Below are 26,701 nucleotides of genomic sequence, written 5' to 3' on the forward strand. Positions count from 1 at the left end.
TGACCGGGTGCGGCACCTGGACCACCTCGACGTCGATGTCGACGCCCCCATCGGAATCTTCGATTCCGGGTTCGGTGGGCTCACTGTCGCCCGGTCGGTCATCGACCAGCTTCCGCACGAGTCGATCACCTACGTCGGTGACACCGCGCGCCAGCCGTACGGCCCCAAGCCGATCGGGGAGGTGCGTGAGTACGCCCTCGAGTGCCTCGACCACCTCGTCGAACAGGGCGTGAAGGCCCTGGTCATCGCCTGCAACTCCGCGAGCGCCGCGATGCTGCGCGACGCGCGGGAGCGGTACGACGTCCCGGTCGTCGAGGTGATCTACCCCGCCACGCGGCGGGCGGTCGCCGCAAGTCGCAACGGCCGGATCGGCGTGATCTGCACCCGGTCCACCGCCGAGTCGATGGCGTACGACGACGCGTTCGCCGCCGCCCCCCAGATCTCCCTGACCACCCGCGCCTGTCCGCGGTTCGTCGACTTCGTCGAGGCCGGTGTGACCGGTGGCGACGAGTTGATCGCGGTCGCCCACGAATACCTCGACCCACTGTCCGAGCTCGGTATCGACACCCTCATCCTCGGCTGCACCCACTACCCGCTCCTGACGGGCGTGATCTCCTACGTGATGGGCGATGACGTCACGTTGGTGAGCAGCGCGGAGGAATGCGCCAAGGACGTCTACCGGATGCTGGCCGACACCGGCCTGATGCGCGCGACCGGCGAACCGTCGTACTCCTTCGTGACGACGGGTGCGCCGGCCGAGTTCGAGACGATCGGGCGCCGGTTCCTTGGCCCCGAACTGGTGGCGGCAGGCCAGTTCGCCGGTGGACTGGCCAACGCGAATGGGGGAGCTGCATGAGTGACGAAGTGGCACCGGAGACGACGCTGCTCCGGGTTCCCGGCAGCGGCGCCGACCGCTCGATCAAGGTCACGATCGTCGGCTGTTCGGGTTCGTACCCCGGGCCGGACTCGCCGGCCAGCTGCTACCTCGTCCAGGCCACCGACGGGCTGCGCACCTGGAGCATCGTGCTCGACATGGGCAACGGCGCGCTCGGCGTGCTGCAGCGCTACGTCGACCCGCTCAAGGTCGACGCGGTGTTCATCAGCCACCTGCACGCCGACCACTGCGTCGACATGACCAGCTACTACGTGCTGCGCAAGTACCACCCCAAGGGCAGCCAGCCGAAGATCCCGGTGTGGGGGCCCAAGGGCACGGGCAAGCGGCTCGCGAAGGCCTACGACCTGCCGCGCAAGCCGGGCATGAAGGAAGAGTTCGAGTTCCACGTGTACGGCGACCCCGTCACCGTCGGACCGTTCCGCATCGAGTCGTGGGAGGTGCCGCACCCCGTGCCGGCCTACGGCCTGCGGTTGACGGCCTTCGGGAAGACCCTCGCCTACAGCGGCGACACCGGCCCGACGGACGTGCTCGACGAGATCGCCGTCGACGCGGACCTGTTCCTGTGCGAGGCGTCGTTCCGCTCGTGCGACGACAACCCGCCGGAGCTGCACCTCACCGGCCGCGAAGCCGGCGAGGCGGCGACCCGGGCGAACGCGAAGCGCCTGGTCATCACGCACGTGCCGCCGTGGCACGACGCGCAGGAGATGCTCGCCGAGGCGACCAAGACGTACGACGGCCCGCTGGAGCTCGCTGCGCAGGGCGTCGTCTACACGCTCTGAGACCCGTGGGTCGAGGAGGTCGCGCTGCGACCGTCCCGCGACCGGAGGGTCACGCTTCGGCGTCGCGGATGCAGAGCGCGATCTGGACGCGGTTGGTGGTCTCGAGCTTCTCGAACAGCTTCGAGACGTGGCCCTTGACGGTCGGCACCGACAGGAACAGCTCGGCGGCGATCTCGGCGTTCGAGAGTCCCCGGCCGATGGCCCGGGCCACGTCGAGCTCGCGCTCGGTGAGCCGGTCGAGGCGTCGTTGTGCGTCGGTGGCGCGGCCGTCGGGTGACGCGGTGCGGACCCGCTCGATGAGGGTGCGGGTCACCGACGGCGACAGCATCGGATCACCGTCCGCCACCTTGCGCAGGGCCGCCACGATCTCGGCGGGTGGTGTGTCCTTGAGCAGGAAGCCGTCGGCACCGGCTGCGAGCGCACTGACGACGTAGTCGTCCGCATCGAAGGTGGTCAGCACGATCACGCGCGGCGGCGACGGATCGGCGTGGAGGACCCGCGTGGCCGCCAGTCCGTCGAGCACCGGCATCCGGATGTCCATCAGCACCACGTCGGGGGAGAGCTCCCTGGCCAGCGCGACGCCCGCGCGCCCGTCAGCGGCCTCGCCGACCACGGCGAGGTCGGCCTGCCCGCCCAGCATGAGTGAGAGTGCGGAGCGGACCAACGGGTCGTCGTCGACGATGATCACGCGGATCTGGTCGGTCATCGGCTGCTGCTCCCGCCCTCGTCGCGGCCGCCCGTGGTGGGGTCGGCGGGGTCCCACGGTAGCCACGTGCGCAGCACGAACATCTGCGGGTCCGGGGACCCGGCGACGGGTGCTTCGATGCCATGCGCCAGCCAGCCGCCGCGCAGGGTCGCGCGCTCGGTGAGGCCGACCAGCCCCAGGCCGGCACCGGGCGTGCGAGTCGGGCCGAACCCGACGGCATTGCGCAGCACGAGGTCCACGCCGGCGTCCGGGGAGCCCGCGATGCTGATCCGCAGGGTGGCCGCCGGTGCGTGCTTGGACGCGTTGGTGATGCCCTCCTGCACGATCCTGTACACGGTGCGGCCCGTGGCATCGGGCAAGGGCGGGTACGGCGCCAGCTGGTCGTCGTACTCGATCGTGGCGCCGGCGTCGCGTGCGTCCTGGAGCAGCGCCGCAAGGTCGGTGTACGTCGGCTGCGGGCCGGTCAGGGGCGCCCCGCTCTCCTCGTCGCGGAGCACACCGAGCACCTCGCGCAGGTCCGTCAGCGCTTCGTGTGCCTTGGCCTGGATCACCGCGACGCTGCTGCGCATCTCCTCGGCGGAGAGGTCCTCGCGGAAGGTCAGCGCGCCCGCGTGCAGGGAGATCTGGGAGATCCGGTGGGCGAGGACGTCGTGCATCTCCCGGGCGATCCGGGCCCGCTCGTTCGACCGGGCCTGGTAGGCGCGCAGGTCGCGTTCGGCCTCGGCGGTCTCGGCGCGTTGGCGCAGGGTCCACAGGAGCTCGCGCCGGGAACCGATGAACATGCCCCACGCCAGGGCCGCCGCGATGAAGGCGACGCTGAACGTGGTGATCAGCCAGGCCGGATCCTCGTCGGAGGTGGGCTGCACCTGGTAGTAGACCCAGGTCATCGCGAGGTTGAGGGCACCGATGGTGATCACCTGCCACCAGCGGCGCCGGGTGGCCAGCGAGACCGTGGCGAGCAGGATCGCGCCCGCACCGGACGCGGTGACCGGGGTCATCAGCGCCGTGATGACGGCGATCGTCATCGGCCAGCGACGCCGCCACCACACGAGGACGAACGCGGCGATGCCGAAGGCGATGTCGAGGACGAACAGCCACTCACGGTCGCTGTCAGCCTGCGCCTCGAGGACCGGCACCCAGGCCAGGCCGCTGACGGTGAGGGCCAGGAGATAGCGCCACAGGTGGCTGTACCAGCGCAGAGGTGGCTGGTAGTCGTGTCCCCCGTCCATGGTCCGAGGTTAGGGCTTCGGAGGCCCCGGCCGGCAGCGCCTGCGGGCGGCGGCGCCCCCTACTTTGGTCAGGGCGATCCGGGCCGCGGGTCCGATGCGTACGCCGACGCGGATGGGGCAGGCTGGGGCCCATGATCACTGTTGATCGACTCACCGTTTCCTACGGCAAGTTCACTGCCGTCGACGACATCAGCTTCACCGCCCAGCCCGGCCGGGTCACCGGCTTCCTCGGGCCCAATGGTGCGGGGAAGTCCACCACGATGCGCGTGATGGTCGGGCTCACCCCGGCCACCAGCGGACAGGTCACCATCGGTGGCCTCCGCTATCACGACATCCCCAACCCCGGTGTGCACGTCGGCTCCCTGCTCGACGCCTCGGCGCAGCACGCCGGCCGCACGGGACGCGAGATCCTCACCATCGGCGCCCAGACGATGGGCCTGCCGAAGAAGCGGGTCGACGAGATGATCGAGCTGGTCGGCCTGACCGACTCGGAGTCCGCGCGGCGCCTTCGCAACTACTCCCTCGGCATGCGCCAGCGTCTCGGCTTGGCACACGCGTTGCTCGGCGACCCGTCGGTGCTGATCCTCGACGAGCCGGCCAACGGCCTGGACCCGGCCGGCATCCGCTGGATGCGTGGCCTGCTCAAGGGGTACGCCGACCGCGGCGGCACCGTGCTGCTGTCCAGCCACCTGCTGCACGAGGTCGAGCAGATCGCCGACGAGATGATCCTCATCGGTCACGGCAAGATCGTCGCGCGCGGCGACAAGGCCACCCTGCTCGCCGGCGCGAACTCGACGGCGGTCGCGATGGTGACCTCGCTCGACAACCTCACGCTCGGCAATGCCCTGACGGCGGCCGGCCACGGCGTCGAGCCGGCAGGAACCGGCCTGAAGGTGCTGGCCACCCCCGAGCAGGTCGGTCGCATCGCGCTGGCCAGCGGTGTGGTCCTGACCGACCTCCGTGCCGGCGGTGCCGGCCTGGAGGACCTGTTCCTCGAACTGACCTCGGCAACGGCCCGTGAGGCCGTGCCCGGCATGGCGCCGCCCGCCCCGATCCCCGGAGGTATCCCGGCATGAGCACCGCACCCCTGACGCTCGACCTGTCCAAGAGCGGCCCGGTTCCCTTCGGCCGGATCGTCACGGTCGAATGGCGCAAGATGGTCGACACCAAGAGCGGCATCTGGTTGATGGCGATCACCGGCGGCCTGTTGGCGCTGGTGATGGCGCTGGTCGTCCTGGTTGTCGGCCTGAACAACGGGCAGGTCAGCGCCCGTGACCTCGTCCAGATCTTCACCTTCCCCGTCTCGATCCTCATCCCCGTGTTCGGCATCCTGGTCGTCACCAGCGAGTGGAGCCAGCGCAACAACCTCACGACCTTCACCCTCGAGCCCCACCGCCTGCGGGTGATGGGCGCCAAGCTGGTGGCGGTGAGCGCCCTGGCGGTCGGCACCATCGCACTTGCGTTCGTGCTCGGTGCACTGACGAACCTGTTGTGTGGTGCCGTGACGGGCAATCCGCTGGTGTGGGATCTCGACGCCTCGCAGCTCGCCTGGACCGTGGTCACCCAGATGGCCTTCTTCGCGATGGGCTACGCCCTGGCCTGCCTGTTGTTGAACACCCCCGGGGCGATCGCCCTGTTCTATGTCGTTGCGCTGGTCCTGCCGCTCGTCGTGTGGGGTCCGCTGTACTTCATCTTCGACTGGGCCAAGGACGTCCTGCCCTGGATCGACATCAACACGGCGCTCTCTCCCTTGACCAGCGGGGCCAACTTCGCGGGGGAGCCGGTGGACGTCGAGCTGATCAATTACGTCCAGGGTGCATGGACCTTGATCTTGTGGGTAGGTATCCCCGTGAGCCTCGGCCTGTGGCGCATCCTGCGGGCTGAAGTGAAGTAGACGTGGTCTCCTGCCGTTCCCGGGTCGGCACGAGATCGAACTGAAACGGTCACCGGGCGTTGTCGGACACGACACCGCCCGGTGACCGTTTGCTTTCCCCGTGCCGCGACCTTGGTCGCGTGGGCAACGGATACCTGCGTTTCGCCGCTCTCGGCGACAGCACGACCGTCGGACTCGGTGACCCCGTTCCGGGCGGGGAGTGGCGGGGCTGGGCCCGGCTGCTGACCGAGTCACTCAAGGCGTCGTACGACGTCTCCTTCTGCAACCTCGCCATCTCCGGGGCCACCGCAGCGATCGTGCGGGAGCAACAGCTCGAACAGGCCCTCGCGCACCGACCGGACCTCGCGTCCCTCCTGGTCGGCGTCAACGACACCCTCCGCTCGTCGTGGAATGCGGACCGGCTGCGGTCGGACCTGCTGGAGGTCTCCGGCGCGCTCGTCGACGGCGGCGCGACGCTGATGACGGCCCGCTGGCACGACCACGGCGCCGTGCTCGGCCTGCCGCGGGTGGTGGTCCGGCCCATCAAAGAACGCATCGAGGTCCTCAACGAGGTGTACGACGAGGTCCACGCGACCCACGGCGGCATCCGCCTGGACCTGGCGTTGCTGCCGGAGGTGCTGCAGCGGGAGTGCTGGTCCATCGACCGCTTCCACCCCTCCGAGGTCGGCCACCGGGCGCTGGCGCGGGCGTGGGCCGAGCGGCTCCGGGCGGCCGGCTTCGAGCTGCCGCTGCCCGACCTGGAGCCGTCGGGCGGATGCCCGCCGAGCTGGCGGCGTGACGTCGCGTGGATGGTGACCGAGGGTGCGCCGTGGGTCGGGCGCCGTGCGCGCGACCTCGGGCCGTGGGCGGTGCGTCGGGCGATCGGGGCGGGCCGGTAGCAGTCGATGACCGGGCGATAAGTTGGCGCCATGAGTACCCGTGAGGATGGCCGCGCCGACGACGAGCTCCGCCCCGTCAAGATCACCCGCAACTGGCTCGACCACCCCGCCGGGTCGGTCCTGATCGAGTTCGGCAAGACCCGCGTGCTGTGTGCGGCGTCCGCCTCACCGGGCGTGCCCCGCTGGCGCAAGGGCTCCGGCCTGGGCTGGGTGACGGCCGAGTACGCGATGCTCCCCGCCTCCACCAACACCCGCTCGGACCGCGAGTCGGTCAAGGGCCGGATCGGTGGGCGCACCCACGAGATCAGCCGTCTGATCGGCCGCTCGCTGCGCGCCGTCATCGACGACAAGGCGCTGGGCGAGAACACGATCCAGATCGACTGCGACGTGCTCCAGGCCGACGGTGGCACCCGTACCGCCGCCATCACCGGCGCCTACATCGCGCTGGCGGACGCCTGCGCGAAGCTCGGTGTGTCCGGCGCCCTGACCGACTCCGTCGCCGCGATCAGCGTCGGCATCATCGACGGCGTCCCGCGCCTGGACCTGCCGTACGTCGAGGACGTCCGCGCCGAGACCGACATGAACATCGTGATGACCGGCGCCGGCAAGTTCGTCGAGGTGCAGGGCACCGCCGAGGGCGCAGCCTTCGACCGCGCCGAGCTCGACGCGCTGCTCAGCCTCGGCGAGAAGGGCTGTGTCGACCTGACGCGCCTCCAGCTCGCTGCGCTCGCGGAGTAGCGGTGCCGACTGTCCTGGTCGCCTCCCGCAACCTCAAGAAGGTCGAGGAGATGCGGCGGATCCTGGCTGAGCACCTCGCGGGCGGCGTGGAGGTCGTCGGCCTCGATGACGTCGCCACGTTCGACGAGCCCGTTGAGGACGAACCCACCTTCGAGGGCAATGCGCTGCTCAAGGCCCGGGCGGGCGTCGCAGCCACCGGCCTGCCGACGATCGCCGACGACTCCGGTCTCTGCGTCGACGCACTCAACGGCATGCCCGGCGTCCTGTCGGCCCGCTGGAGCGGCCCGCCCAAGTCGGACGAGCGCAACAACGAGCTGCTGCTGGCCCAGCTGAGCGACGTGCCCGACGACCGTCGTACGGCGCACTTCGCCTGTGCCGTCGCTCTGGTCCACCCCGACGGGCGCGAGCTCGTCGTCGAGGGCCGGATGGACGGACGGGTGATCCGCGAGGTCCGGGGGAGTGGCGGGTTCGGCTACGACGTGCTGTTCGTGGCCGACGACTTCCCCGACGTCACCACGGCCGAGCTGTCCCGCGAGGACAAGGACGCCGTGTCCCACCGGGGCAAGGCGTTGCGCGAGATCGCGCCGTTGGTCGCCGGCCTGCTGGCCTGACGACGAACTGAGTGTGCCGAAGGCGGGGCTCGAACCCGCACGCCCTGGGGCACGGCATCCTAAGTGCCGCGTGTCTGCCAATTCCACCACTCCGGCCTGGAGCGGCACGAGTCTAGGCTGGCGTGGTGGTGGCGACGTCACCGCGGTTGGTGGTGAAACGGCCACGGCTGCGACCCGCGAAGTTCGCTGTCTGGCGGTGGCAGTTCGGGCAAAGAAACCGCAGGTTGTCGGATTCGTTGTTCAGAAAATCACCGTCGATGTGATCGATCTCGAGCGTGAGCGGGAGATCGAGCCAGAGTCCTTCATTCCCGCATGCTTCGCAGCGATGTGGGCGCCCGCTCTCGAGTAGAGCTCGCCGCAGGACCGTCGGCTTCTCTCGATTGCTGATCGGCGGAAGACGACGAAGGATCTGTTCCGGCCGTCGTTTGTTGGGGACGCGTTTGGGCACGTACGGACGGAAGTGAGAGGTGTCGATTCCGAACTTCTTGATGACCCGGCTGATATGAGTGTGGGTTCCACCGTTTTGTCGGAGTCCGAGCAATCGCAGGACCCCGGAAACAGAGGTCGAGTCGGCCACGAGCGGCTCGAGAAGTTCCTTCGTGTACTTGCGTGCCAACGCCATGTGACGACGCTAGGTCGCACCTCAGACAGAACAGCGAGCGTGGGCCGGGGCCCACGCTCGCTGCTGCGGTGCTTCAGGAGTTCTTGCTCAGGACGTCCAGCGCCAGGTGCTGAGGATCTCCTCGAACTTGTCGAACACGTCGTCGTCGCCGTCCTTGAGCGAGACGGTGATCGAGTAGCCCTTGTCGCCACTGATGACGAGGTAGGCGCGCTGGCGGACGGTCACGTCGTTCTCGTTGGTGCGCAGGATCTCCACGCCCAGGGCGGTCTGGCCGTCGATGGCCATGTTCGAGATGTCGTTGATGTCCGCGGAAGCGTCGCTCGAGATGAGCGCGCCCTTCCACGCCTCCTTGAGGTCGTTCGGGTCCGTGGAGCCGTACGACGACTGGGTCTCGACGATCACGTTGCCGCGTGCGGTGTTGAACGTGCTGCCCCACAGCAGGACCTTGTCGAGCGTGGTGAGACCGGGGTTGTTCGCCTTGAACTCGTCGGTGCCGTCGGTCCAGCCACTCGGGGCCTGGACCGTGTAGCCGAGGCCCTCGATGCGCGGCCCGCCGATGTCGGGGACGTCGTCGCTCCCGCTGCTGGCCGAGTCCGAGCTGCCCTCGCTGGCGCTGTTGTCGCTGCCGCTCTGCGAGCTGTCGCCGCCCGCCTTCTTGTCGTCGTCGCCACCGCTGGCGAGGACCAGGCCGACGATGCCGCCGACGATCACGATCAGGGCCACGGCGATGGCGGCGATGATCAGGCCGGCGTTGCTCTTCTTCCTGGGTGGCGTGGGCTGCGACCAGCCTCCACCGGGGTACGGCGGCGTCGGGGTGCTGTAGCCCGCGCCACCCGACTGCTGGTAGACGGCGTGGGTCGGCGTGCTCACGGGCTGGTGGGGCGGCGACATGATCGGCTGCTGGGAAGGTGCCACCGGCGACTGCAGGGGCGGCTGCATGGGCGACTGGATGGGCGACTGCATCGGCGGGGTGGGCGCCGTACCGCCGGGGCCGTGGTTCGGGGGAGCGGTGGTGCCGGCCTCCGGGTCCAGGCCGGTGACCAGGCCCTCGGGGACCTTGCCCAGGGCGAAGCCGAGGACGGCGACGGCCCACTGGCAGCCGCGCACGTCGGCGCTGCCGCGGTCGCGGGCCAGGCGCTGGCCCGCGGACTCCACGGCGTCGGCGGGGTTCGCGCCGCTGTCGAGCATCGTCAGCATGCCGTCGAGGGCGCCGAGGCGCACCGCGTCGGTCAACAGGTTGATCGTGCCGCTGGAGGCCTGGCCCTCGTCGAGGTAGTCGTCCAGCGAGCCGCGGAACGCCGCTGCGTCACGGAACAGGTCGTGGCCGTGGTCGCGGGCGAGGTCGGCGAGCGACTCGTGCAGCTTCATCAGTTGTCCTCTGTGGTCGGTGCGGGCAAGCCCAGGTCCCGGCGGAGCTTGGCCACGTGCCCGGTCGCTTTGACGTTGTACTGGGCGATCTCGATCCGACCGTCGGCGCCGACGACGAAGGTGGACCGGATGACGCCCTGCACAATCTTGCCGTACAGCTTCTTCTCGCCATAGGCGCCGTAGGCCTGGTGCACCGCGAGATCGGTGTCGGAGGCCAGGGTGATGGTGTGGCCGTCACGCTCACGGAACTTCGCGAGCTTCGCGGGGGCGTCCTTCGAGACGCCGACGACCGTGAAGCCCGCTGCCTGCAGGGCGTCGAGGGAGTCGGTGAAGTCGCAGGCCTGCTTCGTGCACCCGGGCGTCATCGCAGCCGGGTAGAAGTAGACGATCACCTTGCGGCCCTCGGCCACGAGCGCGGCGAGCGACACGTCGTCCCCGGAGTCCGAGGCGAGGGTGAAGTCGGGGGCGATGTCGCCGACGGCGAGACGGGCCTGGTCGCTCATGGCGTGGATACTCTCCTGATGGTCAGGTGTTGTTGCAAACAGCATGCAATAAGGTGGGATCTGCTCGTCACCATCTAACTACCCCGCGACCATCGACCCGAACACAGGAGCACCGGCATGCATGTACCCGACGGCTTCTTCGACGCACCGACCTCGGTCGCCACGGGCGTCGTCGCTGCGGCCGGCGTGGGTGTGGCCCTGCGCAAGGCCCGTGCCGAGCTCGATGACCGCACGGCGCCAATGGCCGGCCTGGTCGCCGCCTTCGTCTTCGCCGGCCAGATGATCAACTTCCCCGTCGGTGCCGGCACCAGTGGCCACCTGCTCGGGGGCGCGCTCGCCGCCGTGCTCGTCGGGCCGTGGACCGGTGCGCTCTGCATCAGCGTCGTCCTCCTCGTCCAGGCCCTCTTCATGGCCGACGGGGGACTGACGGCGCTCGGCACCAACATCACCCTGATGGCCCTGGTCGGCGCGTTCGTCGGGTACGGCGTCTTCCGCCTCGTGCTCGCCGTGCTCCCCAAGAAGGTCGGGTCGGTGCCCGTCGCCGCCGGCATCGGCGCCTTCGTGTCCGTTCCCACCGCTGCGGCGGTCTTCACGTTGCTCTTCGCGGTCGGCGGCACCGCCGATGTAGCGACCGGCAAGGTGTTGGCCGCGATGGTCGGCTGGCACGTGGTGATCGGCATCGGTGAGGCGATCGTGACCGGCCTCGTGGTGAGTGCCGTGATCACATCCCGGCCCGACCTCGTCCACGGCGCCCGTGGCCTCGCGGCCACACGACGCCCGCTCCTCGCCGAGGAGGTGACGGCATGAAGACCCGTTCCTTCCTGCTCGCAGGACTCCTGGTCGCGCTGCTGATCGCCGGTGTCGGCAGCTACTACGCCAGCAGCCACCCCGACGGGCTCGAGTACGTCGCCGGCAAGACCGGGTTCCTCGACTCGGCCGACGAGCCGGTGGACACCGGCAGCCCGTTCGCCGACTACGGCACCAAGGGGGTCGACGACTCCCGCCTCAGCGGCGGCATCGCCGGCGTCGCCGGGGTCCTGCTCACGCTGGTCATCGGTGGCGGCCTGTTCCGTGTCCTGCGGCGCCGTGAGGCGCCGGCTACCTCCGACGTGGGCTGACCCGATGGGCGCAGGGCACGGTCACCGACTCCACTTCCACGGGCACTCCGTGGTCCACCGCGCGCCCGCGCACCTCAAGATCCTCCTGCTGCTGGGCTTCGTGCTCACCGTGGTCGCCACGCCGCGCGAGTGGTACCCCGTGTTCGGCGGCTACCTCGCGCTGCTGGTCGCGGTGATCGTCGTCTCCCACGTCCCGTTCCGCTACCTGCTGCCACGGATGGTGCTCGAGGTGCCGTTCCTCGTCTTCGCCGCGCTCATCCCGTTCGTCGCAGAGGGCCCGCGGGTCGTCGTACCCCTGCTCGGTGGGCTGGACCTGTCGCTGTCGGAGTCCGGGCTGGTGGCCGCCTGGGGACTGGCGGTCAAGGGCACCCTCGGCGTCCTCGCCTCGCTGACCCTGGCCGCCACGACGGAGCCGACCGAGGTGCTGCGCGGGTTGCAGCGACTGCGGATGCCCGACCTCCTGGTCCAGATCATGGCGTTCATGGTGCGCTACCTCGATGTGGTGGCCGGCGACCTCGGGCGGATGATCACTGCCATGAAGTCCCGCGGCGTCGACCCCCGGTCCCCGCGCCACTGGCCGGCGCTCGCCCGCACCCTGGGCGCACTCTTCGTGCGTTCCTACGAGCGCGGCGAGCGCGTGCACCTCGCCATGCTGTCCCGCGGGTATGACGGCCGCCTCCCTGAAGGCAGCGCCCGATGACGCCCGTGCTGGACGTCCGCGGCCTCGCCTTCGCCTACCCCGACGGCCACCAGGCCCTCTTCGGCGTCGACCTCCACGTCCACCAGGGCGAGCGGGTGGCGTTGCTCGGGCCGAACGGCGCGGGCAAGACGACGCTCGTCCTGCACCTGAACGGGATCCTGTCCGGCGAGAGCGGACACGGCGAAGGCAGTGTCGCGGTCAGCGGGCTCCCCGTCACGAAGAAGAACCTGCTCGAGATCCGCCGCCGCGTCGGCATCGTGTTCCAGGATCCCGACGACCAGCTGTTCATGGGCTCGGTGCGCGCCGACGTCGCGTTCGGACCCGCCAACCTGGGCCTCAAGGGAGCGGCGCTCGACAAGCGGGTGATGGATGCACTGGAGCAGGTCGGGATGGCGCCGTACGCCGACCGGCCACCGCACCACCTGTCCTTCGGGCAGCGCCGCCGGGTCGCGGTCGCCACCGTGCTGGCCATGGAGCCGGAGATCCTGGTGCTCGACGAGCCGAGCTCGAACCTGGACCCTGCGTCGCGGCGCGAGCTGGCCGACATCCTGCGCGGCCTGGACGTGACGCTGCTGATGGTCACCCACGACCTGCCGTACGCGCTCGAGCTGTGTCCCCGAGCCGTCGTGCTCAGTGCCGGCAAGGTCGTGGCCGACGGGACGACGTACGACGTGCTGACCGACGACGCCCTCATGGGTGCCCACCGGTTGGAACTCCCTTGGGGCTTCGACCCACGGACGATCTCGATTGATAGCCTGCCCGGGTGAGCAACCAGCCTTCTGACATCGAGCGTGAAATCGAAGAGGCGCGCGAGCGCCTCGCGGGCACGATCGACCTGCTCCTCCACCGCACGCACCCGAAGACCATCGTGAGTCGCGAGGTCGCCCAGGCGAAGGCCTTCTTCGTCGACGTGCAGACGGGTGAACCGCGGACGGACAACATCTTGAAGACCGTGGGTGGCGTGGTCGGCGTGATCGCCGTCTTCGCCGTCCTGCGCAAGATCACCCGCTAGGACCTGCCGTCCTCGTGTCCGACAAGACGCCCATCAAGATGCTGCACGACCGCATCCTGTGCGAGCTCGACACCGAGGCGGGCGAACGCCGGTCCTCCGGGGGGATCGTCATCCCGGCCACCGCTGCGATGGGTGCCCGTCGACTGGCCTGGTCACGCGTCGTCGCCGTCGGCCCGCACTGCCGCACCGTCGTGTCCGGCGACAAGGTCCTGTACGACCCGGAGGACAAGGCCGAGGTCGAGGTCTCCGGCGACGTCTACGTCGTCATGCGCGAGCGCGACATCCACGCCGTCGCTGCCGAGCGCCTCGGGGACGAAGCCGCGGGCCTTTACCTCTAGAACTGGGCCGAGCGCGTCTTCGGCGCAGATCCGGGGCAGCAAGCTGCCCATCGGCGCCTCTCGCCGCGCTGCCGGCCTGTTTGTGACGTAACTCACTCCTCCGGGAACCCGTTACTCCTACGTGCGTTCCCCCCGGTTGTTCAGCGTCCTTGCCGCCTGCCTCGTCGTACCTGCCCTGGCGGCCGGTACCGCTGATGCCGGTCGAGCCGCACCGGACGTGGTGGCTGCGCCGTCGTACGACGCGACGGTGAAGATCACCGAGCACGGGATCCCGCACATCTCAGCGAGCGACTGGGGGTCGCTGGGATACGGGAGCGGGTACGCCACGGCACGGTCCTCGATCTGCAACCTGGCGGACACCGTGCTGACCGGCCGGGGCCAGCGGTCGAAGTACCTCGGCGGCAGCGCCCGGTACCTCGACGGCGTCTCGCTCGACGCCTCGAACCTGCAGGTCGACGCGTTCGTCACCGACCTGCACAACCGCAAGGTCGTGGAGACGCTGCTGGCCTCGCCGGCGGGCCCGAGTGCGCGGGCCCGGGCGATGGTGACCGGCTACACGGCGGGCATCAACCGCTGGTTGCGCGACAACGAGATCACCGATCCTGCCTGCAGGGACGCGGCCTGGATCCAGCCGAACGCCACCGAGATCGACCTCTGGTACGGCGTCTACATGGCGAACCTGATCGCGTCGTCCGGGGTGTTCCTCAAGGAGATCGTCGAGGCGGACCCGCCGACCCTGCAGGAACCCGGCCTGCCGGACCTCGGCATCGACCTGCCGCTGCCGACGACCAAGGACGAGGTCGCCGCCTACGCCGCGAAGGTCGACAAGCAGGCACTGCTCGAATCCCTCGGCCAGGACAGCGACTTCGGCTCCAACGCGACCGCGATCGGCGGGGACGCGAGCTCGACGGGGCGCGGCATGCTGCTCGGCAACCCGCACTTCCCGTGGGTCGGGCGCTACAAGTTCACCCAGCAGCACCTGACCATCCCGGGGCAGTACGACGTCGCGGGTGGCTCGTTGATCGGCTCGCCCGTGATCAACATCGGCTGGAACAAGGACGTCGCCTGGAGCCACACCGTCTCGACGGCCTTCCGGTTCACGCCCTACGAGTTCTTCACGGTCGGCCCCGGCCCGCTCTACCTCAGCGCGCAGGGCCTGTTGAAGAAGGCCGAGCGCCGGTACGTCGACGTCGAGGTCCGCCAGCCCAACGGCTCGGTGACCACGGTCCGCGAGGACCTGTGGCGGGTGCCCCAGGGCTACGTCATCGACAGCCCGTCGCAGTTCATGGGCTGGTCACCGCTCAGCTTCTGGGCCATCCGCGACGCCAACGCCGAGCACCTGCGGACCATCGACTCGTTCCTCTCGATGGGCGAGGCCACCAGCAGCCGCGACCTGCTCGCGCGCCAGGACGCCGGCGGCGGCATCCCGTGGGTCAACACCACGGCCGCTGATCGCGGGGGAGAGGTCCTCTACGCCGACCACAGCGTGGTCCCGCACGTCACGAACGCCATGGCCACGACCTGCATGACACCGGTCGGCCTGCTGCTCAGGACCGTCGCGGGACTTCCCGGCCTGAACGGACTGCTCGCCGACGGCGCCTGCAAGTGGGGCACGGACACCGACGCCCAGCGTCCCGGGATCCTCGGGCCCGCGAAGCTGCCCGCCGTCGTACGACGGGACTGGGTGATGAACGCGAACGACTCGTACTGGACGCCCAACGACAAGGTGCGGCTCGAGGGCTACGCCTCGATCATCGGGTGCGAGAAGTGTGAGCGGACGATGCGGACACGAATGGTGTCGCAGTACGTCATCGACCGGCTCGCGGTGGGCAAGGAGACGCCCGAGACCCTGCGGGGCCACGAGTACGAGAACCGGGTGCGTGCCGCCGAGGTGATGCGTGAAGGCGGCAAGCTCGACGACGTCTGCGCCGGGACTGGAGAGACGCAGGCGTGTGCCGTGCTGCACGCGTGGGACGGCCGCTCCGACATCGGTTCGGTCGGCACGCACCTCTTCGAAGCGTTCGTGGAACGCGCCCCGACGGGCACGACCCTGTGGTCGGTGCCGTTCGATGCGAAGGATCCGCTGAACACCCCGCGGGGGCTGCGCACCGGCCCGGAGGTCGTGAAGGCGATGCAGGCCGCGATCGATGCGGTGCGCGCCGCCGGGGTGTCCTTCGACGCGACGTGGGGCTCGCTCCAGGTGGCCGGGGACCGCGGCGCGCCCGCCTATCCGCTCGGCGGCGGCAACGGCGACCTCGCCGGCAACGCGAACGCCGTGGCGTCGCGGAACCCGGCGGCGAACACCGACCGCTACAAGCCGGTCAGCTACGGGTCCTCGCACATCCAGGCCGTCGCCTACCTGGCCGACGGCTCGGTCGACGCGCGCACGATCCTGACCTACAGCCAGGACGAGGACCCGGCGTCGCCGTGGTCGGCCGACCAGACGCTGCTCTACTCCCAGGAGAAGTGGGTCCGGTTCGCGTGGACGCCGGCGCAGATCGACGCCGACCTCGTGGGGACGATCAACCTGTCGGAATAGGCTCCGTCCATGGCGGTCGCCGCGCCTGCCGGGGAACCGGACGGCGCGGCAGCTTCGACGAAGAGCGAGCTTTCGGGAGGAACGACGTGGTCAAGGGTCCGGGACGAGACCAGCGGGCGCCGATGGAGCGGCTCGTCAGGATTGCGGCGATGCTCCAGGCGCACCCCGAACAGGGGGTGCCGGGCGACACGTTGAGCAGGGTCGCCGGGTTCGACGGTGGAGCCGACGCCGGCACGCAGCTCAAGCGGGAGATCCGCCACCTGGAGCGGCAGGGCTGGCAGATCGAGAACATCGCGCCGGCCGGCGCGACGGCCGTCTACCGGCTGACCACGGTCGACAACCGGCTCCGGGTGCGGCTCACCCCGGGGCAGCAGGCGGCGCTGCGCCGTGCGGTGCTCCTCGCGGACCGGGTGGACCTGGTCAAGCGGCTGGGCCTTCCGGACGAGTCGCTGTCCTCCGACGTCAAGGGCGCACCGGCCGCACTCACGGCCGCTGCTCCCGACGCGCTCAGCCTCGTCGTCGACGCGGTGCGCGACCACCAGGTGCTGCGCTTCGGCTACAAGGGCACGCCCCGCGTCGTGCACCCCGAGTCCGTCCGCAACCAGGGCAGCACCTGGTACGTCCGCGGTGTCGAGGAGGGTGACCTCGGCGATCCCGTCCTGAAGGTCTTCGTCGTCTCGCGGATGGTCGACCCTGCTGCGGATGCTCCGGGAACGGCGCAAGCGGTGCCGACGGTGCGGCATCCCGGACTGCACCCGATGTCGTGGGAGCTGGACCCGCCCGTCGACGTGGTCCTGGAGACGCCCGCCCACTACGAACCCGACGTCCGTCGCTGGCTGGGGGAACCGCTGTCGGTCGAACCGGGTGACGAGACGGTCCGCATGGTCTACCGCGTGACCCACCGGGCCGCGCTCCGCACGCGGTTGTTCGAGCTCGGTGAGCGCGTCCGTGTGGTCGGTCCGGACGAGGTGCGCGCCGAGGTGGTCGCCGCGCTGGCCGCGGCTCGCGGAGAGGCGGTATCGGCATGAGCACCGCACCGAAGTACGTCACCCGCATCGCCCGCCTGCCGGAGGTGTTCGAGCGGCTCACGCGTCACCCCGAGGGCATCGCGCTCGAGACCCTGGCCGCCGACTTCGGTGTCCCGGTGGCTGAGCTCCGTGAGGACCTGCTGGCGTTCTACACCGCGGACCTCGGGGGCGAGTGGCTCTTGTCGCGCCCGGACGTGCTCGAGTTCATCGGTCCCGACGGCAGCTCCGAGGACCCCGGCACCGCGGGCATCGTGCGGATGGTCGCCGAGGGTCCTGCCGACCTCGGTGTGGAGTACGTCGACGCCGGCGAGCTCGGTCTCGTCTACACCGCCGCCCTGGCCCTGCTCGACATCGAGCCCGACAACACCGAGCTCGGCGAGGCGATCGACGTGCTCGCCGAGACGATGTTCGGCGAGGCCTCGGGCGTGCCGGACGTGCGGGCGTGGAACCGTCTCCTGCCGGCCCTGCAGAAGGCGCAGCGCGCCCAGAAGGCCGTGCGCATCGTCTACTCCCGCGCCTGGGACCACGGGGTCACCGACCGCGAGATCGAGCCCTACCGGCTGGTGCAGACCCGACGCGGCTGGGAGGTCGACGCCGGTCCGGCCGACGAGAACGGTCAGCTGCGGACCTTCCTGATCTCCAACATCCGCTCCGTCGAGCCGCTGGAGCGTGGCTTCGAGCTGCCCGAGGACCTCGGCGCCCGCCTCGAGGAGAAGCGCGCGACCACGACGGTCCAGATGGTGCTCCCGCAGAGCGCGCGCTGGGCGGCGGACTTCTACGCGGAGAAGGTCACCAACGTGTCGGACGACGAGGAGTCCGTCGTCGTCGACCTCGAGCTGCTCCCGCCGCTCGACCGCCGCGTCGGCATGCTCCTCCTGGCTGCCGGGCCGGACGCGTTCGTGATGAGTCCTCGCGAGCTCGAGAGCGCGGGCGTCGTACTGGCTGAGGAACTGCTGTTCCACCACTCGTCGTAGACGACCGACGGCACCCCGAGGACTCAGGTCTGGTACCCCTGTGGCCGATGGGGCTGACGCATCGACGGGTCTGACGTAGCATCAACTGTCACACAGACCACGTCATCCTCACCCGCACCATCAATCGTCCTCGGGTGCGCGGAGAAAAGGAAGCGTCATGGAACTGCGCCGCCGGGCCGCCCTCGGACTTGTTGCCGTGGCGGTGACCACTGCCCTGGGAGCTGCGGCTCTCACGGCCGTGCAGTCCTCGACGCCCGATCGCGACGCCGAAGTGGTCGGCGCACCGGAGAGTTCTGCCGCCCTGCCTGCCGCCACCACCTCGGCTCGTTTCCAGGTCGCGTCATTCAACATCCTCGGTGCAGGTCACACTGACGGCGCGAACCCGCGCAAGGGATATGCCAAGTCCCCGGTCCGGCTCCAGCGCGCACTGCAGGTCCTGACGAACAACGGCATCGACGTCGTCGGCTTCCAGGAGATGCACGGCTCCCAGCAGGACCTGTGGGAGAAGATCGCGTCGCCCACCTGGCTCACCTATCCGCTCAACACCATGACGGACTCGGCGGGCCACAACTCGATCAGCTGGCGCAACAACACCTTCATCGCCGTCGAGAAGCACACCTTCGGCGTGCCGTACTTCTACGGCAAGCTCATCCAGATGCCGTACGTGCTGCTCCAGCACCGGTCGAGCGGTGAGCGCGCGTGGTTCATCAACGTCCACAACCCGGCCGACACCTTCGGCAACGCCGAGGCCTACCGCAATGCCGCGACCCGGGCCGAGATCGCGCTGGTCAACAAGCTGCGCGCCGCCAACCCGACGATCCCGGTCTTCCTCACCGGCGACATGAACGAACGCTCCGACTTCATCTGCCCGGTCATGAAGGGCACCGAGCTCGAGTCGGCCCAGCCCGGCGGCTACATCTCCGGGTCGACCTGCACGGCGCCGCCCCGCTCCCAGATCGACTGGGTCACGGCGACTCCCGACGTGACGTTCTGGGGCTACCAGGCGCTCCGGGACTCGCTGGTGAAGGCGACCACCGACCACCCCATCATCATCGCCAACGTCGACATCCCGCCGCGGTGGGCGCGTTCGCGTGGCATCAAGCGCGTGGTGGTGATCTCGATCGAGGGCCTGCGCTCCGGCTTGATCGGAGCCGACGCGGCGGCGCCGCTGGTGCCGAACCTGCGCAGCATCCGGGCCAAGGGCGCCAGCACCCTGAACGCTCGAACCGCCATCGAACGTGTGACGCCGTTGCCGAACGCCTTCAGCCTCCTCACGGCGCGGCCGATCTACGTCCCGGCGGGCGGACACGGGATGTCGACCGCCACTGATCCGGGCACGACGCCGCACGCTGTCACGGGGCAGTACATGTCGAGCGTCTTCGACATGGTCCACAACCGCGGCCGCAGCACGGCGCTCTACTCGTCGGACCCTGCTGCGACGGCGCTCGACCGCTCCTGGAACGCGACCAACGGTGGCGGTGACAACTTCGGGCAGGACAACGGGCGCGACAAGATCACCCGCACCGTCCGGACGACCGGCGACGGTGCGCTGGTGTCGCAGGTCCGTACCGACCTCAACGTCCGTCCGGCGGCGTTCTCCTACGTGCAGCTCGCCGATCTCGGTCGGATCGGCGCCAGGTACGGCTACTCCAGCGCGCAGTACCAGCGAGCGGTGAAGATCGCCGACACCTACGTCGGGCGGATCATCAACACGGTCAAGGGCAACGCTGCGCTGGTCAGGAGCACGCTCATCGTCGTGACCTCCGGCTCCGGCGCCGGTTCGGGCAACGAGGCGTCGCTCCTGCGCTACCAGGTCCCGGTCCTCGTCTGGGGTAACGGCGTGGAGGCGGGCGGCGACCTCTATGCCATGAACCCGTTGCTGACCAACCCCGGGGTCGCCCGGGGTTCCTACACGGGTCCGCAGCCGATCTTCACCGGCGCGATCGCGAACCTTGCGCTCGCGGTGCTGGGCATCGGGCAGCTGCCCCGGGGCCTCCTCAACCGCGCCCAGAACTTCACCGTCTTCCCGCGGGGCTGACCGCGTCGTCCCGGGTACCGTGCCGGGTGTGAGCCTTGCGCAGACCACCGCCCGGATCGTCCTCGGTACGACGATGGCGGTGGCAGGTGTCACCCATCTGACGACCGCGCGCCAGGAGTTCCGCGCCCAGGTGCCGGACTGGTTCCCGATCGACAAGGACCTCGTCGTCCTGGCGTCGGGGGCGGTCGAGATCGGCCTCGGTGCGGCGTTCGTCGCCCTGCCGAAGCGCCGTCGGCTCATCGGGGGACTGCTGGCGGCGTTCTTCGTCGCGATCTTCCCCGGCAACATCGCGCAGTACGTCGAAGGCAACGACGCGTTCGGCCTCGACACGGACGGGAAACGGCTCGCGCGGCTGTTCTTCCAGCCCGTCCTGGTGCTCTGGGCCCTGTGGGGTGGGGGACTGCTCGGCAAGCGTCGTGAAACGCACGAAGGCCCGGTCTGATGACCGGGCCTTCGTGGTTGGTACACCTCCCCGGACTCGAACCGGGAACCCGCTGATTAAGAGTCAGCTGCTCTGCCAATTGAGCTAGAGGTGCATCTGGTGAAGCAGGGCGAAACGCTACCAGCGAACCACGGGTGGGGTGAAATCGGGCCGGGTTCGAGGCGTCAGCCGCCGAGGGTCTCCAGGACCGCCTGCGCGGCATTGTGGCCACCGAGGCCGCTGACTGCGCCGCCACGGCGAGCGCCGGCGCCACACAACAGCACGCCGTCGTACGACGTCTGGACGCCCCAGCGCTCACCCGGGGTCTCGAGCCGGGCCCGGTGCGGCGCCCACGGCCACTCGAGGTCGCCGTGGAAGATGTGGCCGCCGGGCATCGCGAGGTCGGCCTCGATGTCCTGCGGGATCTTCGCCTCGATGCAGGGCTGGCCGTCCGGGGTGCGCAGCACGACGGAGTCGATCGACTCCTCGAGCACGGCGTCCAGGGACGCCAGTGCCCGGCGGACGGCCTCGTCCCGGGTGCCGACGGGGTCCGTGTCGAAGAGCGACGCCGGCGTGTGCAGGCCGAAGTAGGTCAGCGTGTGGGTGCCGGCCGGGACGTCGCCGAGGATCGACGGGTCGGTGAGGGAGTGGCAGTAGACCTCGCCGGGCAACGGGTCGGGCAGCGCGCCGCTGGCGGCCGCGGACCAGGCGGCCTCGAGCTCGCCGTAGCCCTCGGCAAGGTGCAGCGTCCCGGAGAACGCGACCGCCGGGTCCAGGCCGGACCGCAGCCGCGGCAATCGCGACAGCAGGAAGTTGATCTTGAGCTGCGCGCCCTCGGGCCTGGTCGCGGGATCGCTGTCCTCGCCGAGGAGGGTGCCGAGCACCCAGGGTGCGACGTTGGCAAGGACCTGGCCGGCCTCGACGACGTGCTCGGTGTTGCCGTCGTACCAGCGCACCTCGCCCGACCTGATGGCGCGCACCTCGGCGCCCGTCACGATCGTGGCGCCGGCCGCGACCGCGGCCCGGGCGAGGGCATCGGTCACCGCGCCCATCCCGCCGACGGGCACCCGCCACTCACCGGTGCCGTTGCCGATCAGGTGGTAGAGGAAGCAGCGGTTCTGCACGAGGCTCGGGTCGTGGACGGAGGCGAACGTCCCGATCAGCGCATCGGTCGCGACGACGCCGCGCACGAGGTCGTCGGTGAACCGGCGTTCGATGGCCCGCCCGATCGGCTCCTCGACGAGGTCGCGCCAGATGTCGGGATCGACGGCGCTGCGCAGGCCGGCGTCGGTCTGGAGGGGTTGCGTCAGGGTGGGGGCCACGACCCCCGCCAGCCCCGCCACGCCCTCGTAGAAGGCCCGCCAGGCGTCGTACTCGCCATCGCTGCCGGTGAGGGCCCGGAACGACTCGCGAGTCGCTGCGCCCTCGTTGCGTTCGACGAGGAGGCCGGTGGCCCGGCCCTGCCGTTCGATCGGTGAGTACGACGCCGTCTGCCGGCTGACGAGCTGCAGGTCGAGCCCGAGGTCGGTGGCGAACTGCTCGGGCAGCAGGGAGACGAGGTAGGAGTAGCGGGACAGCCGGGTCGGGTAGCCCGGGAACGCCTGTGCGGAGATCGCCGCGCCCCCGACGTGGCCGAGGCGTTCGAGCACCAGGACCGAGAGTCCGGCACGGGCGAGGTAGGCGGCCGAGGTGAGGCCGTTGTGGCCGGCACCGACGACGACGACGTCGTAGCGGGACATGGGCTGAGCCTAGGCGGAATATCTCGTCCGGGGTTATGGTTGACATGGCAACTAACAACCACCACACCACTGGGAGGTGGGCCCGATGCCCGCAATCACCGTCGACGACCTGACTGTCCTGCCGCGCCTCAAGACGCCCGGACTGGGCGACCAGCCGCGACCCGTGTGGGAGGTGACCACCGCTCCCCAGGGCTACGAGGGGGAGGGCTTCCCGGTGCGGCGTGCGTTCGCCGGCATCGACATGCAGCGCCTCGACCCGTTCATCATGATGGACCAGATGGGCGAGGTGGAGTACGCGCCCGGAGAGCCCAAGGGCACGCCCTGGCACCCGCACCGCGGCTTCGAGACCGTCACCTACATCATCGACGGCGTCTTCGACCACCGCGACAGCCACGGCGGGGGCGGCACGATCACCAACGGCGACACGCAGTGGATGACCGCTGGCAGCGGCCTCCTGCACATCGAGACACCGCCGGAGTGGCTGGTGCAGTCCGGCGGGCTGTTCCACGGCGTCCAGCTGTGGGTGAACCTGCCGCGCGACTCCAAGATGACCGAGCCGCGCTACCAGGACATCCGGTCCGGCGAGGTCGCGCTGCTCACCAGCGACGACGCGGGTGCGCTCGTGCGGGTGATCGCAGGTTCCGTCGACGGCCACGACGGCCCCGGGTCGACGTACACGCCCATGGCGCTGGTGCACGCCACCATCGAGCCCGGCGCCCGGCTCGACCTGCCCTGGAACGTCGACCACAACGCGCTGGTCTACGTCCTCAACGGCTCGGGCACGGTCGGCACCGCCGACGCCCGCCCGATCCGGATGGGACAGTCCGCCGTGCTCGGCGCGGGTGACTTCCTCACCATCACGGCCGACGAGCGGCAGGAGAGCCGGTCGCCGAAGCTCGACGTGATCATCGTCGGCGGCCAGCCGCTCCGCGAGCCGATCGCATGGGCGGGACCGTTCGTGATGAACACCAAGCAGGAAGTGCTCAGCGCCTACGAGGACTTCCAGAAGGGCCGCTTCGGCCTGCCGATCGGCGGCTGATCACGCGCGGATCGCCTGCGGGGAGCCGGGTCGTAGCCTTCGGGCATGGCCCGGCTCTTTCGTGATGCGTACGGCGTCCCGCACGTCCGGGCGTCGTCCGTCCTCGACCTCGCGCACGGCCAGGGCGTGGCCACCGCGCGCGACCGGACCTGGCAGGTCGAGTGGTTGCGCCTGCGTGCCTCCGCGACGACCGCGCCGGTCGTGGGCGGCGAGCTCGCCGAGGCCTGGGACGACTACGCCAGCCGGATGCGGATCGTCGACACCGCGCAGCGGGCCTTCGCGTCCTGCACCGACGAGACCCGGTCCTTCCTGACGTCGTACGTCGACGGCGTGAATGCCGGAATGAAGGCGACCGACCATGCAGCGATTCCCGAGCTCGCCCACCTCGGCCACGTGCCGGGGGAGTGGGAACCGTGGACGCCGCTGGCGACCTTCCTCGCCCAGCACGTGCTGTTCGGCAATGTCGGCTCCCGCCTCTGGGACCGCCTCGCGGCCGAGGTGCTCGGCGAGGACGCCCGCCTGCTGTCCCACGAAGGGCCGCACACCTCGGGCAGCAACGCCTGGGTGGTCGGTGGTGCGCGCACCACATCGGGCCACCCGCTCATCGGCGGCGACCCGCACCGCAACCTCGAACAGCCCGGTGTCTACCAGCAGGTGCGGCTGGCGTGTGAGGACCCGGACGACGCGTTCGACGTGGTCGGCTTCTCCTTCGTCGGGGTCCCCGGCGTGCAGCACTTCGCCCACGCGGGTGAGGTCGCCTGGGCGATCACGAACGCCTCGGCCGACTACCAGGACGTCATCGAGGTCGAGCCGGACGAACCCTTGCCCGCCGGCATGCTGCGCCTCGCGCCGGGCCTGGCCGTGCGCACCACCTCTGCAGTGCTCGGTGACCTCGGCTTCGATGCCCTCCTGCCGCTGCTGCGCGCCCGTTCGGTCGAGGACGTCGATCGCGCGTTCGACCGCTGGGTGGAGCCGGTCAACAACCTCGTCATCGCTGATCGCACCGGAGCGGCCCGCTACCGGATCGCGGGGCGGGTGCCGCTGCGGGACGCCGACGGCACCTGGACCGGCTGGCTCGACGACCCGAACCGCGTCGAGGTGTCTCCCGACGATGCCCTCGTCACTGCCAACGAACGCCGCGGTCCCGAGAGCGACCTGGTCGGGTCGTCCTTCTCCCCGCCCTTTCGTGCGGACCGGATCCGGGAGCTCCTCGCTGGCCGCGCCGGCTTCACCACGGCCGACTTCGCGGACATCCACAACGACGCGTTGCTGCCCTCGGCGGCGATCCTCAAGCAGCTGGTGCCGGGAGCGTTCGACGACTTCGACGGGGTGATGGCGGCCGACTCCGCACCCGCAGCGCGCTACGCCGCCTGGCGCTCGGCCGTCGTACGACGACTGGCGGCCGAGCCCGTGTTCGCCCCGATCGCCGAGCCCGGACCCGGGCACGACCACGGGCCACTCCTCGCACCGTCCCTCGACCTCGTGGCCCGGCTCGGGCTCGCGCTGCCCACCCTGGCGCTGGAGGCGCTCGCCGGACGGCCTCCGTTCGGCATCGACCTCGCCGGCCATGCACGGGCAGCCCTCGACGACCTCGACACCGTCGACGTGCCGGCGACCTGGGGGGAGACCCACCGCGCCCAGCCCGCGCACGCCCTCGCCGCAGACGACGGGTTCGACCCCGGCATCGCGTTCCTCCCCGTCGCAGGCGACCAGGACGCCGTACGCACGATGGGGTCGTGGCCCGCGATCAGCGATGCCGCGACCCGCGGAGCGGTCGCCCGCTACGTGTGGGACCTCGCGGACCGGACGGCTGGTGGCTGGATCGTCCCGACCGGAGCATCCGGCCTGCCCGGTGCGCACTACGACGACCAGCTGCCGTCCTGGATCGACGGTGAACTGGCTCCGATCGTCACCGACTGGGACCTGCTGGTCGAGGACACGTCCTTCTCGAACGAGGCCCCGGCCTCAGACTCCGATCTTCGACCAGGGACCCCAGATGGCGAACGTCAGGCCACGTGAGGCCTGGATGTTGACGAACAGCGTCGAACCGTCCGGGCTGAAGGTCGATCCTGCGAACTCGTCCCCGGTGCGCCCGGCCATCCGGTTCAGGGCGATGTCCGAGATGCGACCTTGTGGCGTGAGTCCCCGGATGTAATTGTCCTGGTCGTGGTCCTCGCAGACCACGAGCGTCCCGCCCGCGGAGACGGTGATGTTGTCGGGGAAGTCCAGGGTGACGCGGTCGGGGGACTGGTACACCAGGCGGAGCTCCTGCTCCGCGATGTTCAGTGCCCACACCTGTCCGAACCCGGTGCCGTACCCGTCGACGGAGGGGTTCGTCCCCACCTGCCCGCCGCCCTGCGTGGAGCAGAAGTACACCCTCCCGTTGTCGTACACCTGGCCCTCCAGCCGGGAGAACTGCGCTGCGCCGAGGGCGATCCCCTGGGATGCCACGTGGTTGATCGCCGTGTTGTTCGACGTCGGCGCGACCACGCCCGGGGTGTACGGGAAGCTCGGGTCAGGGTCGTCGATGTCGACCCACTCGACGGGGAACACCGCGTTCTTGGGCTGCGCCTCGACGAGGAGCGCGTTGTCGACGCCCACCACCTTCAGCATCTGCAGCTGCCCGCCGTCCTCGAGGTGTCCGACCTCCAGGGGGTGGTGGGGCGGGAGGTAGCGGTAGAAACCGGACGGGAACCCGAAGTTGTCCTCGGTCAGGTACAGGTGGCCGTGGACGGGGTCGAACGACACGGCCTCGTGGGCGAAGCGGCCCGCGGAGCGGATCGGCTCGGCGCTGGCCGCGCCCTCCACCGGCACCTCGAAGACGTAGCCGTGCGGCTTCGTCAACGTGATGTTCGAGGCGCCGGTGAAGTCCGGACCGACGTCCGGTCCGTTCACCGTCTCCTCGCAGGTCAGCCAGGCGCCCCACGGCATGATCCCGCCCGAGCAGTTCATCTGGGTGCCGGCGAGGCTGGCGTACGACGCGACGACGTTGCCCTGGTGGTCGACGTCGATCGTGGTGGTTCCGCCGCCCGTCATCGGGTCGTACACGGGTGCAGCGGAGCTGAATGCGGGAACGGGGCCGTTGATCTCGTGGTTCCGGATCAGCGTCACCCGCCCGCCCGTGCCCGGAAAGGCGCCCATGCCGTCGTGGCGTCCCGGGAGCACGGTGCCGTCGGTCAGGACCACCTGTGTGGTCGTGTCGTGGAAGGACCGGTAGCTGAAGCCCGGCGGGAGATGGAGGCGCACGACTCCATCGCGCTGGTCGGTCACCGGCAGCAGCGGGTACTTGGGCTTGGTCGGCTTGGCGGCCCCGGCCGGGCCGGCCACGAGGCCGGCGAACGGCCCTGCGATCGAGACAGCGGCAGCGGACCTGAGCAGGCTTCGGCGTTCCATCGGCATGGCGAACTCCTCGGGAGGCGACCTTGCGACTGTAAGCACGGGGAAACCGGGAATGCCATAGCATTTTCTGCCCCTTGTGCCGGTCGGCGCACGGTGCGGGAAGCCTTGCTCGAACACGTTTCAGGCCGGCATC

Annotated in this window: 27 protein-coding genes and 2 tRNA genes; 20 read left to right on the top strand and 9 right to left on the bottom strand. The window is 70.1% G+C overall.

The features are described 5' to 3' along the window. The first annotated feature begins 16 nt into the window (after nucleotides 1–16). Nucleotides 17–856 (top strand): glutamate racemase, encoded by an 840-nt coding sequence (murI, locus tag ACOACQ_RS08710; RefSeq protein ID WP_378596646.1) that lies wholly within the window; start codon nucleotides 17–19, stop codon nucleotides 854–856. Beyond that, nucleotides 853–1,674: an MBL fold metallo-hydrolase gene (locus ACOACQ_RS08715; RefSeq protein WP_420288076.1), complete on the top strand. Its 822-nt coding sequence runs from the start codon at nucleotides 853–855 to the stop codon at nucleotides 1,672–1,674. Before murI ends, ACOACQ_RS08715 begins: the two co-directional genes overlap by 4 nt. A 49-nt stretch (nucleotides 1,675–1,723) precedes the next feature. Here ACOACQ_RS08715 and ACOACQ_RS08720 read toward each other — a convergent pair whose 3' ends face one another. Both ACOACQ_RS08720 and ACOACQ_RS08725 read right to left on the bottom strand, forming a co-directional pair. Then, nucleotides 1,724–2,380, bottom strand: a complete 657-nt coding sequence (locus tag ACOACQ_RS08720) for a response regulator (protein ID WP_378596635.1) — start codon at nucleotides 2,378–2,380, stop codon at nucleotides 1,724–1,726. Next, a complete protein-coding gene (locus ACOACQ_RS08725; protein WP_378596634.1) occupies nucleotides 2,377–3,609 on the bottom strand; it encodes a sensor histidine kinase in 1,233 nt (410 codons plus the stop codon). The genes ACOACQ_RS08720 and ACOACQ_RS08725 overlap by 4 nt, the downstream gene beginning before the upstream one ends. A gap of 131 nt (nucleotides 3,610–3,740) precedes the next feature. Here ACOACQ_RS08725 and ACOACQ_RS08730 point away from each other — a divergent pair, with 131 nt between their 5' ends. The 5 genes from ACOACQ_RS08730 (at nucleotide 3,741) to rdgB (ending at nucleotide 7,730) form a co-directional block, all read left to right on the top strand. Next, nucleotides 3,741–4,685, top strand: coding sequence for an ABC transporter ATP-binding protein (locus ACOACQ_RS08730; protein WP_378596633.1), 945 nt, complete (start codon nucleotides 3,741–3,743; stop codon nucleotides 4,683–4,685). Continuing rightward, the gene (locus ACOACQ_RS08735; protein ID WP_378596632.1) at nucleotides 4,682–5,503 is read left to right on the top strand and encodes a hypothetical protein; all 822 of its coding nucleotides are present in this window, start codon (nucleotides 4,682–4,684) and stop codon (nucleotides 5,501–5,503) included. The genes ACOACQ_RS08730 and ACOACQ_RS08735 overlap by 4 nt, the downstream gene beginning before the upstream one ends. Before the next feature lie 119 nt (nucleotides 5,504–5,622). Beyond that, nucleotides 5,623–6,381, top strand: coding sequence for an SGNH/GDSL hydrolase family protein (locus tag ACOACQ_RS08740; protein ID WP_378596631.1), 759 nt, complete (start codon nucleotides 5,623–5,625; stop codon nucleotides 6,379–6,381). Between the two features lie 30 nt (nucleotides 6,382–6,411). After that, entirely contained in the window at nucleotides 6,412–7,119 is a 708-nt protein-coding gene (rph, locus tag ACOACQ_RS08745) for a ribonuclease PH (RefSeq protein WP_378596630.1), read from the top strand. 2 nt (nucleotides 7,120–7,121) lie between these two features. Continuing rightward, entirely contained in the window at nucleotides 7,122–7,730 is a 609-nt protein-coding gene (gene rdgB, locus ACOACQ_RS08750) for an RdgB/HAM1 family non-canonical purine NTP pyrophosphatase (protein ID WP_378596629.1), read from the top strand. Between the two features lie 14 nt (nucleotides 7,731–7,744). Here rdgB and ACOACQ_RS08755 read toward each other — a convergent pair. The 4 genes from ACOACQ_RS08755 to bcp form a co-directional block, all read right to left on the bottom strand. Continuing rightward, nucleotides 7,745–7,826 (bottom strand) — tRNA-Leu (locus tag ACOACQ_RS08755). Between the two features lie 16 nt (nucleotides 7,827–7,842). Next, nucleotides 7,843–8,352, bottom strand: a complete 510-nt coding sequence (locus ACOACQ_RS08760) for an HNH endonuclease signature motif containing protein (RefSeq protein ID WP_378596628.1) — start codon at nucleotides 8,350–8,352, stop codon at nucleotides 7,843–7,845. A gap of 87 nt (nucleotides 8,353–8,439) precedes the next feature. Further along, the gene (locus tag ACOACQ_RS08765) at nucleotides 8,440–9,720 is read right to left on the bottom strand and encodes a hypothetical protein (protein WP_420288077.1); all 1,281 of its coding nucleotides are present in this window, start codon (nucleotides 9,718–9,720) and stop codon (nucleotides 8,440–8,442) included. Continuing rightward, entirely contained in the window at nucleotides 9,720–10,223 is a 504-nt protein-coding gene (bcp, locus tag ACOACQ_RS08770; RefSeq protein ID WP_378596626.1) for a thioredoxin-dependent thiol peroxidase, read from the bottom strand. The genes ACOACQ_RS08765 and bcp overlap by 1 nt, the downstream gene beginning before the upstream one ends. Nucleotides 10,224–10,340: 117 nt before the next feature. Here bcp and ACOACQ_RS08775 point away from each other — a divergent pair, with 117 nt between their 5' ends. The 11 genes from ACOACQ_RS08775 (at nucleotide 10,341) to ACOACQ_RS08825 (ending at nucleotide 20,412) form a co-directional block, all read left to right on the top strand. Next, nucleotides 10,341–11,030, top strand: a complete 690-nt coding sequence (locus ACOACQ_RS08775; protein WP_378596625.1) for an energy-coupling factor ABC transporter permease — start codon at nucleotides 10,341–10,343, stop codon at nucleotides 11,028–11,030. Further along, nucleotides 11,027–11,341 (top strand): PDGLE domain-containing protein, encoded by a 315-nt coding sequence (locus ACOACQ_RS08780; protein WP_420288078.1) that lies wholly within the window; start codon nucleotides 11,027–11,029, stop codon nucleotides 11,339–11,341. The genes ACOACQ_RS08775 and ACOACQ_RS08780 overlap by 4 nt, the downstream gene beginning before the upstream one ends. A gap of 4 nt (nucleotides 11,342–11,345) precedes the next feature. Next, nucleotides 11,346–12,041, top strand: a complete 696-nt coding sequence (gene cbiQ, locus ACOACQ_RS08785) for a cobalt ECF transporter T component CbiQ (protein ID WP_378596623.1) — start codon at nucleotides 11,346–11,348, stop codon at nucleotides 12,039–12,041. Beyond that, nucleotides 12,038–12,808: an energy-coupling factor ABC transporter ATP-binding protein gene (locus ACOACQ_RS08790; RefSeq protein WP_420288079.1), complete on the top strand. Its 771-nt coding sequence runs from the start codon at nucleotides 12,038–12,040 to the stop codon at nucleotides 12,806–12,808. The genes cbiQ and ACOACQ_RS08790 overlap by 4 nt, the downstream gene beginning before the upstream one ends. Continuing rightward, entirely contained in the window at nucleotides 12,805–13,053 is a 249-nt protein-coding gene (locus ACOACQ_RS08795; protein WP_378596621.1) for a DUF3618 domain-containing protein, read from the top strand. Before ACOACQ_RS08790 ends, ACOACQ_RS08795 begins: the two co-directional genes overlap by 4 nt. Nucleotides 13,054–13,091: 38 nt before the next feature. Then, on the top strand, nucleotides 13,092–13,391 hold the full coding sequence (locus tag ACOACQ_RS08800) for a GroES family chaperonin (RefSeq protein ID WP_182380553.1): 300 nt from the start codon (nucleotides 13,092–13,094) through the stop codon (nucleotides 13,389–13,391). Nucleotides 13,392–13,512: 121 nt separating this feature from the next. Beyond that, nucleotides 13,513–15,930 carry a penicillin acylase family protein gene (locus ACOACQ_RS08805; protein ID WP_420288080.1) on the top strand — a complete coding sequence of 806 codons (2,418 nt, stop codon included), beginning with the start codon at nucleotides 13,513–13,515 and terminating at the stop codon, nucleotides 15,928–15,930. Between the two features lie 86 nt (nucleotides 15,931–16,016). Then, complete coding sequence (locus tag ACOACQ_RS08810) at nucleotides 16,017–16,958, top strand: WYL domain-containing protein (RefSeq protein WP_420288081.1); 942 nt, start codon at nucleotides 16,017–16,019, stop codon at nucleotides 16,956–16,958. Next, complete coding sequence (locus ACOACQ_RS08815) at nucleotides 16,955–17,932, top strand: helix-turn-helix transcriptional regulator (protein WP_420288082.1); 978 nt, start codon at nucleotides 16,955–16,957, stop codon at nucleotides 17,930–17,932. The genes ACOACQ_RS08810 and ACOACQ_RS08815 overlap by 4 nt, the downstream gene beginning before the upstream one ends. 157 nt (nucleotides 17,933–18,089) lie before the next feature. Then, a complete protein-coding gene (locus ACOACQ_RS08820; protein ID WP_420288083.1) occupies nucleotides 18,090–19,970 on the top strand; it encodes an endonuclease/exonuclease/phosphatase family protein in 1,881 nt (626 codons plus the stop codon). Nucleotides 19,971–20,043: 73 nt separating this feature from the next. Then, complete coding sequence (locus ACOACQ_RS08825) at nucleotides 20,044–20,412, top strand: hypothetical protein (RefSeq protein WP_378596645.1); 369 nt, start codon at nucleotides 20,044–20,046, stop codon at nucleotides 20,410–20,412. A gap of 18 nt (nucleotides 20,413–20,430) precedes the next feature. Here ACOACQ_RS08825 and ACOACQ_RS08830 read toward each other — a convergent pair. Both ACOACQ_RS08830 and ACOACQ_RS08835 read right to left on the bottom strand, forming a co-directional pair. Continuing rightward, nucleotides 20,431–20,506 (bottom strand) — tRNA-Lys (locus tag ACOACQ_RS08830). Nucleotides 20,507–20,576: 70 nt separating this feature from the next. After that, nucleotides 20,577–22,130, bottom strand: a complete 1,554-nt coding sequence (locus ACOACQ_RS08835) for a phytoene desaturase family protein (RefSeq protein WP_420288084.1) — start codon at nucleotides 22,128–22,130, stop codon at nucleotides 20,577–20,579. A gap of 85 nt (nucleotides 22,131–22,215) precedes the next feature. On the opposite strand from ACOACQ_RS08835, the gene ACOACQ_RS08840 reads away from it, so the two are divergent. Together ACOACQ_RS08840 and ACOACQ_RS08845 are read left to right on the top strand one after the other, a co-directional pair. Next, nucleotides 22,216–23,169 carry a pirin family protein gene (locus ACOACQ_RS08840; protein ID WP_378596615.1) on the top strand — a complete coding sequence of 318 codons (954 nt, stop codon included), beginning with the start codon at nucleotides 22,216–22,218 and terminating at the stop codon, nucleotides 23,167–23,169. Nucleotides 23,170–23,214: 45 nt separating this feature from the next. Next, nucleotides 23,215–25,188: a penicillin acylase family protein gene (locus ACOACQ_RS08845; RefSeq protein WP_420288085.1), complete on the top strand. Its 1,974-nt coding sequence runs from the start codon at nucleotides 23,215–23,217 to the stop codon at nucleotides 25,186–25,188. Here the strand turns inward: ACOACQ_RS08845 and ACOACQ_RS08850 are convergent. Continuing rightward, nucleotides 25,135–26,568 (bottom strand): PhoX family protein, encoded by a 1,434-nt coding sequence (locus ACOACQ_RS08850; protein ID WP_420288086.1) that lies wholly within the window; start codon nucleotides 26,566–26,568, stop codon nucleotides 25,135–25,137. The genes ACOACQ_RS08845 and ACOACQ_RS08850 overlap by 54 nt on opposite strands. Nucleotides 26,569–26,701: the final 133 nt, after the last annotated feature.

The sequence above is a fragment of the Nocardioides sp. CPCC 206347 genome, from assembly GCF_048654605.1.
Classification (GTDB): domain Bacteria; phylum Actinomycetota; class Actinomycetes; order Propionibacteriales; family Nocardioidaceae; genus Nocardioides.

Bases quoted from the DNA above. Each gene is read 5' to 3' on its own strand.
- ACOACQ_RS08715 (WP_420288076.1), top strand. From the start codon at position 853: ATGAGTGACGAAGTGGCACCGGAGACGACGCTGCTCCGGGTTCCCGGC.
- ACOACQ_RS08720 (WP_378596635.1), bottom strand. From the start codon at position 2,380: ATGACCGACCAGATCCGCGTGATCATCGTCGACGACGACCCGTTGGTC.
- ACOACQ_RS08725 (WP_378596634.1), bottom strand. From the start codon at position 3,609: ATGGACGGGGGACACGACTACCAGCCACCTCTGCGCTGGTACAGCCAC.
- ACOACQ_RS08730 (WP_378596633.1), top strand. From the start codon at position 3,741: ATGATCACTGTTGATCGACTCACCGTTTCCTACGGCAAGTTCACTGCC.
- ACOACQ_RS08735 (WP_378596632.1), top strand. From the start codon at position 4,682: ATGAGCACCGCACCCCTGACGCTCGACCTGTCCAAGAGCGGCCCGGTT.
- rph (WP_378596630.1), top strand. From the start codon at position 6,412: ATGAGTACCCGTGAGGATGGCCGCGCCGACGACGAGCTCCGCCCCGTC.
- ACOACQ_RS08760 (WP_378596628.1), bottom strand. From the start codon at position 8,352: ATGGCGTTGGCACGCAAGTACACGAAGGAACTTCTCGAGCCGCTCGTG.
- ACOACQ_RS08765 (WP_420288077.1), bottom strand. From the start codon at position 9,720: ATGAAGCTGCACGAGTCGCTCGCCGACCTCGCCCGCGACCACGGCCAC.
- bcp (WP_378596626.1), bottom strand. From the start codon at position 10,223: ATGAGCGACCAGGCCCGTCTCGCCGTCGGCGACATCGCCCCCGACTTC.
- ACOACQ_RS08775 (WP_378596625.1), top strand. From the start codon at position 10,341: ATGCATGTACCCGACGGCTTCTTCGACGCACCGACCTCGGTCGCCACG.
- ACOACQ_RS08780 (WP_420288078.1), top strand. From the start codon at position 11,027: ATGAAGACCCGTTCCTTCCTGCTCGCAGGACTCCTGGTCGCGCTGCTG.
- cbiQ (WP_378596623.1), top strand. From the start codon at position 11,346: ATGGGCGCAGGGCACGGTCACCGACTCCACTTCCACGGGCACTCCGTG.
- ACOACQ_RS08790 (WP_420288079.1), top strand. From the start codon at position 12,038: ATGACGCCCGTGCTGGACGTCCGCGGCCTCGCCTTCGCCTACCCCGAC.
- ACOACQ_RS08800 (WP_182380553.1), top strand. From the start codon at position 13,092: ATGCTGCACGACCGCATCCTGTGCGAGCTCGACACCGAGGCGGGCGAA.
- ACOACQ_RS08815 (WP_420288082.1), top strand. From the start codon at position 16,955: ATGAGCACCGCACCGAAGTACGTCACCCGCATCGCCCGCCTGCCGGAG.
- ACOACQ_RS08820 (WP_420288083.1), top strand. From the start codon at position 18,090: ATGGAACTGCGCCGCCGGGCCGCCCTCGGACTTGTTGCCGTGGCGGTG.
- ACOACQ_RS08825 (WP_378596645.1), top strand. From the start codon at position 20,044: ATGGCGGTGGCAGGTGTCACCCATCTGACGACCGCGCGCCAGGAGTTC.
- ACOACQ_RS08835 (WP_420288084.1), bottom strand. From the start codon at position 22,130: ATGTCCCGCTACGACGTCGTCGTCGTCGGTGCCGGCCACAACGGCCTC.
- ACOACQ_RS08840 (WP_378596615.1), top strand. From the start codon at position 22,216: ATGCCCGCAATCACCGTCGACGACCTGACTGTCCTGCCGCGCCTCAAG.
- ACOACQ_RS08845 (WP_420288085.1), top strand. From the start codon at position 23,215: ATGGCCCGGCTCTTTCGTGATGCGTACGGCGTCCCGCACGTCCGGGCG.
- ACOACQ_RS08850 (WP_420288086.1), bottom strand. From the start codon at position 26,568: ATGCCGATGGAACGCCGAAGCCTGCTCAGGTCCGCTGCCGCTGTCTCG.